Origin of the sequence: Paraburkholderia sp. UCT2 (assembly GCF_014397665.1) — a bacterium.
GTDB classification, from domain to species: domain Bacteria; phylum Pseudomonadota; class Gammaproteobacteria; order Burkholderiales; family Burkholderiaceae; genus Paraburkholderia; species Paraburkholderia tuberum.
The window spans coordinates 1-7,967 of sequence record NZ_VZQO01000089.1; the positions used below are offsets into that span (position 1 = coordinate 1).

General features: G+C 58.8%; 7 protein-coding genes and 1 pseudogene. 5 read left to right on the plus strand and 3 right to left on the minus strand.

Going from position 1 to position 7,967, the window contains the following annotated elements:
- Positions 1 to 218 precede the first annotated feature (218 nt).
- A complete protein-coding gene (locus F6X39_RS35355) occupies positions 219 to 482 on the minus strand; it encodes a hypothetical protein (RefSeq protein WP_090809231.1) in 264 nt (87 codons plus the stop codon).
- A gap of 96 nt (positions 483 to 578) precedes the next feature.
- Here F6X39_RS35355 and F6X39_RS35360 point away from each other — a divergent pair, with 96 nt between their 5' ends.
- Positions 579 to 788: a hypothetical protein gene (locus F6X39_RS35360; RefSeq protein WP_187620044.1), complete on the plus strand. Its 210-nt coding sequence runs from the start codon at positions 579 to 581 to the stop codon at positions 786 to 788.
- A 58-nt stretch (positions 789 to 846) separates the two neighbouring features.
- On the opposite strand, the gene F6X39_RS35365 is transcribed toward F6X39_RS35360, so the two are convergent.
- Entirely contained in the window at positions 847 to 1,122 is a 276-nt protein-coding gene (locus F6X39_RS35365; RefSeq protein ID WP_090809227.1) for a hypothetical protein, read from the minus strand.
- On the minus strand, positions 1,122 to 1,874 hold the full coding sequence (locus tag F6X39_RS35370; protein WP_187620045.1) for a hypothetical protein: 753 nt from the start codon (positions 1,872 to 1,874) through the stop codon (positions 1,122 to 1,124). Before F6X39_RS35370 ends, F6X39_RS35365 begins: the two co-directional genes overlap by 1 nt.
- A 177-nt stretch (positions 1,875 to 2,051) precedes the next feature.
- Between F6X39_RS35370 and F6X39_RS35375 the strand changes: the two are divergent.
- From F6X39_RS35375 to F6X39_RS35390, 4 genes and pseudogenes are all read left to right on the plus strand, one after another.
- Positions 2,052 to 2,204 (plus strand): annotated as a pseudogene (locus F6X39_RS35375) (isocitrate/isopropylmalate family dehydrogenase); the annotation flags it as partial.
- A 197-nt stretch (positions 2,205 to 2,401) separates the two neighbouring features.
- A complete protein-coding gene (locus F6X39_RS35380; RefSeq protein ID WP_262414928.1) occupies positions 2,402 to 2,557 on the plus strand; it encodes a hypothetical protein in 156 nt (51 codons plus the stop codon).
- 649 nt (positions 2,558 to 3,206) lie between these two features.
- Positions 3,207 to 5,006: a hybrid sensor histidine kinase/response regulator gene (locus F6X39_RS35385; protein ID WP_187620046.1), complete on the plus strand. Its 1,800-nt coding sequence runs from the start codon at positions 3,207 to 3,209 to the stop codon at positions 5,004 to 5,006.
- A 303-nt stretch (positions 5,007 to 5,309) separates the two neighbouring features.
- Positions 5,310 to 6,059 carry a response regulator transcription factor gene (locus F6X39_RS35390; protein ID WP_187620047.1) on the plus strand — a complete coding sequence of 250 codons (750 nt, stop codon included), beginning with the start codon at positions 5,310 to 5,312 and terminating at the stop codon, positions 6,057 to 6,059.
- Positions 6,060 to 7,967: the final 1,908 nt, after the last annotated feature.

The following is a 7,967-nucleotide window of genomic DNA, read 5'->3' on the forward strand; positions in this document are numbered from 1 at the left end:
TCCGCGTCGGAAATCGCCGGGTGCGGCACGTCCGCACCGTGCGGCTCTGACAGCAATGCTAACCCGCGTTTGATTCCGTTGCGGCAGGCCAGCCTCTGTCCCGCAGGAAGTCATACTGCCTACCAGGGGAAACAGGCAACCATCGACTCTGCTGCTGGCGACCCGATCGTCATACGGCCCCTTGACTGGTGGATCCGACTTCGCTGACGCGGTACGGCCTACGGAAACGGAAACTGATCCGGCTCCACGCGCAAACGTTGCTGCACTTCAGGGTGATATATCGAGAGAACGCCAAGCGCCATAGCGCCGAGACGCTTCGCGATGTTTTCACCTAATTTGCCGCCCGGAATCGCTGAAAGACGCCAAGGCGCGACAACGGCGTTTTCGCGTAGAGCGGCCAAGTCGGAATCCTTGAGTGAATACATTTCAAACTGTTGCAGCTCTTCGTTATACGAGACGACGAATGATTTTGACGGGACCATAGTTCAGTATCCTCGACATTGGTTATACAACCGGAAAGCGTTGTCCTTGCACGCGCGCCCGGTTGCCGCAGCGACACCACCGCGGCCGGAGCAGTCGTGGCGGCGGTACTCGCAAGGACGGGCTGGCAGCGGGCAGACGTGATCGTCTATCGCGACAGCACTGGGCAGTTCGACGGGCTGCTGGTGGACGACGACGACAGCTTTGCCGGCTTTCTTCCACTCGGCGGCGCACGTTCGCTAGCGGAAGCGCTCGCGCGACTTCCTGAAGCGCTCGCGGCCCTGCGCGCGCCGGACGCGCAACAGTAGGTTTGATAATTCCCGAATGCCCGTTGCACGCACAGCGCATAAGTGCGCGGGCGGCAGGCTACGTCTGTGAAGGCTTGTCGATCGGCTCTTGCGTCACCGACATGTACTGCTTGATGTCAGGCTGACCGAGCGCAATCACGTTGAGTATTGCGACGCCGAGCCTCCGCGCAAATTCGTCGTCGAGTTTGAAATCGTACTCATCGAGAAGGATCGGCATTTCGATTTTCCCGGCCAGCAACGGGGCAAGCCTGGTGGGGTCAACGGTTTGCACCGTGAGCCGTTGACGGTCCTCTGTATAGGTTAGAACCACGGAATACGGCGGATGAGTAGCCATCAATATCCTCTGCACTGTTGATAGTTCTGGAATGCCTGCGTTTTGCATAGCGCCATGCCGCGTGTACCACCCATTGGGCCAGCCAGTGCGTTGCACAGGTCTAGGTCCCGTTCGTACTGCGCGAAGCATTCGGCCTCGTGAAAATCGCTCACTCCGCGCGCCGCAATGTCCTGCACATCGTCACTCACGGCATCTGGCTGATAGTTGAACGCCTGAGCATTGCCGAGGTTCTGCGGCGCGCGCGGGCTGTTGCCATAGAGCGACCTTAGCATGTCCGCGTCGGCCGGTTGTTGCGCGCGTGCGGGCGCTGTCCGGGAAGCCTTTTCCCGCTGCTCCCGTATCGCCTGCACGCATTTGAGCATCTCGTCCCGCTCAGGGACGAAGATCAGGCTACCGTCTTTCACTTCGTTGTACAGGGCTTTGGCAACCTCTTCGTCTTTCATTCTGTACATATGAAAGCGGTTGTCACTCCGGCCGAGCATATCGCGTAACTCGTATGGCTGGTGCGGCAGCAGCATGGATGGGCTATATCGCAGCCACGCTGCGCGCGCTTCCTCCATGCCCTGCACAATGTCGTCGTGTGACTCGCGCGGCACGCTCGCCGGCCATGCAAAATGGAACCACCGATCCACGTCAAACAACCAGGGAGACGTGATGTGAAGGTTGAATGATCTGTAAATGCTGATCGAGAAGAAATGTCCGTGCCGCCTTTCACGGATCTCATGGTAAGAACCCAGGAAAAGTGAAGTCATCGTGCCTCACAGTCAATAAAGGAGGCCCGATTGTGCATCAAGGTACCATCCCAAAAAACCCCGAGTTAAGCCTTGCAGGAGGGGTACGCCGCGCCTGGCACGGCATGAACGAATACACCACGAATAAAATAACCGCCACCACATCCCCAATCCAATTCTTCAAAGGAGAAGCCCATCATGTCGAACAAATACCGGATTGCCGTCATCCCCGGCGACGGCATCGGCGTCGAGGTAATGCCCGAAGCGCTGCGCGTACTCGAAGTCGCGACGCAACGCTTCGGCATCGAGCTCGAATATCGGCACATCGAATGGACGAACGATGCTATATATAACTGGCCTCCATTCTCCGCAAAGCCTTGACAGGCAAGGATTCCAGCAGATTCGAATCGCTCGAAAGGAAACCGTCAACGGCGATTCATAGGCTTGGGAAACGGCTTGCGCAACTCGTTGCGCCTAAAAATACGGTTCGGCTATCCGTCATGTGCTATTGAAAACCCGTTGAACTGCTGGAAAACCTGCTCGAAGCGGTGCCGCTTGAACCGAACGATCGCGGCCATACCGCGATGGATGACTTCGAGCACTTCTGCGCGTACACGGGCTGTTCCGAAGAACTGATCGGCGCGCAGGCTTTCGCTTGGGTCAAGCTCGCCTATATCGACGCCAAGACGACCGCATCGTGCTAGCAACCCGGCCAACGCCCACCGCCTCAATTCGACCCACAACTGCCTGTCGGCTCGACACGCCCCTGATGGCCGTTTGCGAGGTGCAACGGCCGCTCAATCTTGCGGGTCCCACCGCAGCTCGTCGGCATTGCTGCCACCTGGAGCGGCTGGGCTCTACGTCAGCAATGTGGCAGATTGCTGACGGTTGTGGTATTGAGCACTTTTTTCACGAGAATCTCCTTAACGAGCCTTGCCGTAACGTCCGGTTGCGATGAGGCGAGGCAAACGCCCGAACCGCCTCAAGAACAAAAATAATGCGAATGAAAGTCCGGAAGAAGAGGGCGTACCGAGGCGATAGCCAGTTACGAAGAAAGCGCAATTCTTGCTTACCGGCGCCGTCATATATCGATTGCCGCTCGACCCGGACGCTGTCGCCGTCCACGTAGGCAGGGCCGGAACCGGGTCTGGAAAGACGTAGGTGTCCCTGGCCGCAAGCGTATCGAGACCGCTACATTTGTGTGTATGACTCTGGGTGGGCGCCTGCTACTCTGTTTGAATTGCACGCTGTCCTATCCGCGGGCGGCAAATTTCCTGATCGAGCGTCGTCATGAGATCGTCAGGCCTCACGGTGCGCAGGTTCAGATCGGCGGCTCAGGAACGCGCGTTCCGGATGGACTATGCGCGGCGCTTCTTCGGACAGCGCAGGCTCGCCATCACAATCTTCACCGTGCTGTGGGTCGTGTTTTCCGTCCACGACCTCGGGCGACTAGACATACTCGATCCCGCCCACTTGCACCACAAAGAACTCTGTGTCCTGAGAATCGCCGGGACGATCGGCATGACGGTGCCCGTTCTGTTGTGGAGCCGACACGCACTCGACGAGCGCTGGAGCGTCGGGCTGCTCAGTGTCTGGACGCTCAGTTGCTGGTTCGCGGTCCTGAGAATGGTACAGATCTATCCGGGCGACCTGGCCTGGCGGGAGGCCTATCCGATCCTCACGTTTGCCCTTTTCATGATATTCATGGCCTTCCGGCTTCGAGTGATTACGGCGGCGTGGCTGGTCGGCCTATGCGTCGTCAGTTATCTGGTGATGCTCTATCTCAAGCCCGATGGCCAGAGCGTCGGCGCGCGCATGGAGTCGGTGATCGCGCACGCCACGATGGTGCCGATGATGTATATCGTCGGTTTGCTCGTCAGTATCCCGCTGGAACGTGCCGCGAGGCGCGAATTCATGTACCGGCGCACCTTGCGCGCGGCCAAGGCGCGCGTCGAAGCGGCTTCGCGCGTGGTCAACGAGCAGAACCGACGCATGCAAGAGCTCGTCAGGGAGAAAGAGCGATTCTTTTCATCGGCGTATCACGACATCCAGCAGCCTCTGGCCGCAATCAACCTTTTCATCCGAAGCGCCCGGACGAGGATCAGGGACGGATACGCCGTGGATCGCGAGCTCGATGTCGTCGAGGAGACCGCGTCCGACATCCTCGACATGTTCAAGGACATTCAGGACTACAGCGAGCTGGGCTCATATGTTCCCCATGTCGTACCGGTCGACACCCACGGCCTATTGACCGAGGTCTTCGAGCAGTACCGGGAGACGGCCCGATTGCGTGGCATCGATCTAAGGATCGCGGGACGGCGAGGCTACCCCCCGTCTATCGCGACCGACCGGTCGCTCTTCAAGCGGGCTGTATCGAATCTCGTATCGAACGCGATCAAGAACACATCATCGGGTGGCGTTGTGCTTGGCTGGGTGCAACTGAATGAACGGCTGCGCATCGATGTATGGGATACCGGCATCGGCATTGCGCCCGCACATCGCGACGCGATCTTCTCCGAGTACTATCAGATCAACAATCCGGGGCGCGACCGTTCGAAAGGGCTGGGACTGGGGCTGTCGATCGTGCAGCGTGCGATCCATATCCTGCCGGGACATGGCATGAGTCTCGCGTCCGTGGAAGGGCGCGGATCCCGATTTTCGCTTTACGCGACGGTTTCGGCATCCGCCCCGACAGTCGGCGAAAATGCTCAGGATGGCGACGTCTGCATGCCCGATCTCGCTGGCACGTTCATGCTCCTGTGCGACGATGAACCTACCGTGCTCGAAGGCCTGAGGCGTCTTTTCTCGAGCGCGGGCGCGCTCGTGCACGCCGCCGAGTCGATGGCTGGATTCGAAGCCGTCCTTGCCGATGACAGCCGCATTCCCGATCTCATCGTCGCCGATATTCGTCTGCGCGAAGGAGTAACCGGCAAGGAGGTTGCTGATCGGCTCAGGCGTCATTTCGCGTGGGCCGGCGTGATTCCCGTCGCATTTATCACCGGCGAGCTGCTGTCCGATCACATCCTTCGCGACTTTCCCGAACCGTTCGTGCTATTGCGCAAGTCCTCCGCCCCGAAAGACCTGCTGGCCGAGATTAGCCGGTTCGTGACCGCTCGACGGAAGGTGAATCTCGATCTCGCGAACGATCAGTGACTGAAAGCGTCCCGAGCGTAACGCCCTTCTCTGCCAGCATCACGGTGAGTGCTGCGCGGCGCCGCAACTTGAAGTATGCGAACAGATGACTGATGTATTGGCCCATGCAAGGCCCGGTGGTCCCCTTGATACGCTCGATTCGTCTAATGGTGGATGAAAACCGCCACTTTTCATGCGGCGCCATGTAGATCCACCGCTAGTGTGTACTATCTGACCTGGGACATCGGACGATCACTGTCGATTGAACCCTCCTCCGATGTGTAATCGCAGCCTGGCTCGAATACGATTCCGGGAGACGATGGAATGCGCGTACTGATCGTCGACGACCATGAGCTGTTCAGAGCCGGATTGGCGCTTCTACTGACGGAACTCTTTCCGAACATCGAGTTGCTGCACGCGAGCACGTTGTCGCAGGGTTTGAATCATGCGCTTTGTGACCTCCTGAACATCGTTTTTCTCGATCTCGACCTGCCCGATGGCAACGGTTGCAACGCGCTTGCCGAATTGAAGGAATCGCGACCGTCCTTACCGGTGATCGTGATATCGGCCGATGAGCGAGTGGAAACCATCAGTCGATGCATCCAACTTCGCGCCATGGGATACGTGCCCAAATCGTCGCCGCCTGAAGCGCTTCGTGCGGCGATAAGCGCGGTGCTTGCGGGGGGCGTATTCCTACCAGCCTCCAGCATCGCCAGCCTCAGTCGTGAGATGGACACTGATGAGACTCCGGCAAATGGACCTGAGGATCGTGAGCCGCGCGTTAAATCGGAAACGAGCAATGCATCCGAGCTGGGACTCACACCGAGAGAGTTCGAAACGTTGGCGTGGCTGGTGCGCGGACTTCCGTCCAAGGCCATTGCCCTGAGAATGGGCCTCGAGGACATTACGGTACGGAAATACATCAGTCATCTGCTTGCGCATTTCAATCTCCGGCGCCGTACGGAACTCATCGTCATGCTGGCGAATAGCGGGATCAAGCTCGGCGTCCCGCCGGTCACGGATCCGGCGCTTGACCGAAGACTACCGGCTGCTGGGGGACAACCAACCGACTGACTTCAGGCAGCGTGCTTTCTGGAGTGGAAGACTTGCTTAACAGCACGATGCACAACGCCTCGTGCGTGGCCGCAGCGCGATAAAAAGCAAAATAACAGGTCGCTATCCCTACTAGCAGCCACAAATGTATCAGCTAGGTGACGCGCGCTCGCCCAGCGCCTGACCACTTCGGGAACGAGCGCGGCGTCAGGAGGCGAGTATCCGACATGTCACCGGGATCGGACGATAACAGTGCATACATCTTTCGCCGACGATTGCTGTCGACCGCCTACGCATGTGCGTTGCGACGGCGTTTCGCCTGACCAAGAATGAGTATGACAGCAGCGCAGAGGGTGCATTCACCGAGTGTACCCAGAGCGGTTGGTCGTCGTGAAGAGCTGAACCGGCCTTGGCTCGTGCGACGACTGCTGCAGGTCGACATGAAGTGAACAGGCTGATTGCTTTAACTCCAACGAGCCCCCTCACGAAACTTTATCAATCGATCACCACCGGTGTTGCGGCTCGTGCGCGACACGCTCGATGCGCGTGGACTTCGAGCTCGGGGCACGCAAATAACGAATCGCATGAATGGAAAGCTCAACGTATACAAAGGAACCAGCATGAAATCACCACTGATAGTCGCATCCGCCGTCGTGCTGTTTGTCATGGCCGGTGTTGCGCATTCGCAAGGCACACCGCAAGCCTCACAACCCGCCCCGCAAGAAAACGCCGCAACACAACCCTCTGACCCAAGTGCGGGGATGGAAGCATACGGCGGTACGCCCGACACACGGGTACAAGCCGGTACAAAACATGCCAGACCGTGCCGGATGGATCCACAATGCAACGTTTTTTTTGGAGGGAGCTAACACCGATCTGACGGCGCGCGAGCCATGACTGGAAAGTGGTCCGGCTTACCCAGTTCGCTGTCACTCTTTCAGGTGGCGCCTCCTGAGAGGGGAGGCGCCACGACACGCGAGAGGCCCGACGGCGCTTCAGGAGCAAGTGGAAGGGGCGTCATTACGAGCATTTGGGCGGTCGCGAAGCTTGAGTTCGAAATCGCCGCGCCAGTTGCAGCTGGCAGGACGTCAGCGGGGTGCGGGCCACGGCCAACTCTTCTTCGCGTCAATTCAACCTTCGCGGGAACGCTCACTTAAAACGACGTCTGGGCCGCGCATTTCTGGAATTCCTTCCCCGGCCGCGAGTTCGGCGTCGCTAACGCAATCCATTGATGACGAAAGGTGAAGAAATGAAAGTGAAACCCTCGGCTGTAACCATCGTGCTATTCCTGCTCACCGCGGCCGGCGCTGCCTACTCTCAGGAAATGCAACCGTTAGACGCCACTAGCCACTCCTCCAGCCAGCAAGCAATAAATTCATCGCAGCGGGCGATGCCGACGGACGGCGACAGTCCGTGGGACCATGGAGCCCAACCTGGCGGACGAGATGGTTACGGCAAAGCCCGAGACGGTCAACCGTGCGTGGTCGGCCTGTCGTGCGATATCTATCAGGGTAGTTAACTTGGCGGCTGTGTCGCGATAAGCCAACTCGCTCTCTGAAACGACCGGGACGACCGATACGATTGATAAAAGAGATGCCGAATGGGTCGAAAGTGCGAGGGCACCGGTCGCGGAAGCTGCCGTCGGACTGCTCAACGCCGCCGCTGACGGCAATGCCCCTAGCTGACGCAGAACCGAACCCCGGTCCCACGTCGGCTATGGCCGACGAAGCAACATTCGCCTTCGCCAGTCGAATGACTGTTTACTGGGCGGACCCGACGTCTGAACGTCCGAGCGACGCGACGGGCGAATGACGCTTGATGGCCGGGTCCTGCCCGATGCGGTCGGCGGGAGTCGACCGGATATAGCCTTTCAACATTCACGTTAGCGGCCTGTCATGACCGAATGGTGCTGGGAAGCCTCAATACGAG

What these genes read in the sequence shown, in the direction of transcription:
- F6X39_RS35365 (WP_090809227.1), bottom strand. Translation starts at nt 1,122, where the DNA reads ATGGCTACTCATCCGCCGTATTCCGTGGTTCTAACCTATACAGAGGAC.
- F6X39_RS35390 (WP_187620047.1), top strand. Translation starts at nt 5,310, where the DNA reads ATGCGCGTACTGATCGTCGACGACCATGAGCTGTTCAGAGCCGGATTG.
- F6X39_RS35385 (WP_187620046.1), top strand. Translation starts at nt 3,207, where the DNA reads ATGGACTATGCGCGGCGCTTCTTCGGACAGCGCAGGCTCGCCATCACA.
- F6X39_RS35370 (WP_187620045.1), bottom strand. Translation starts at nt 1,874, where the DNA reads ATGACTTCACTTTTCCTGGGTTCTTACCATGAGATCCGTGAAAGGCGG.
- F6X39_RS35355 (WP_090809231.1), bottom strand. Translation starts at nt 482, where the DNA reads ATGGTCCCGTCAAAATCATTCGTCGTCTCGTATAACGAAGAGCTGCAA.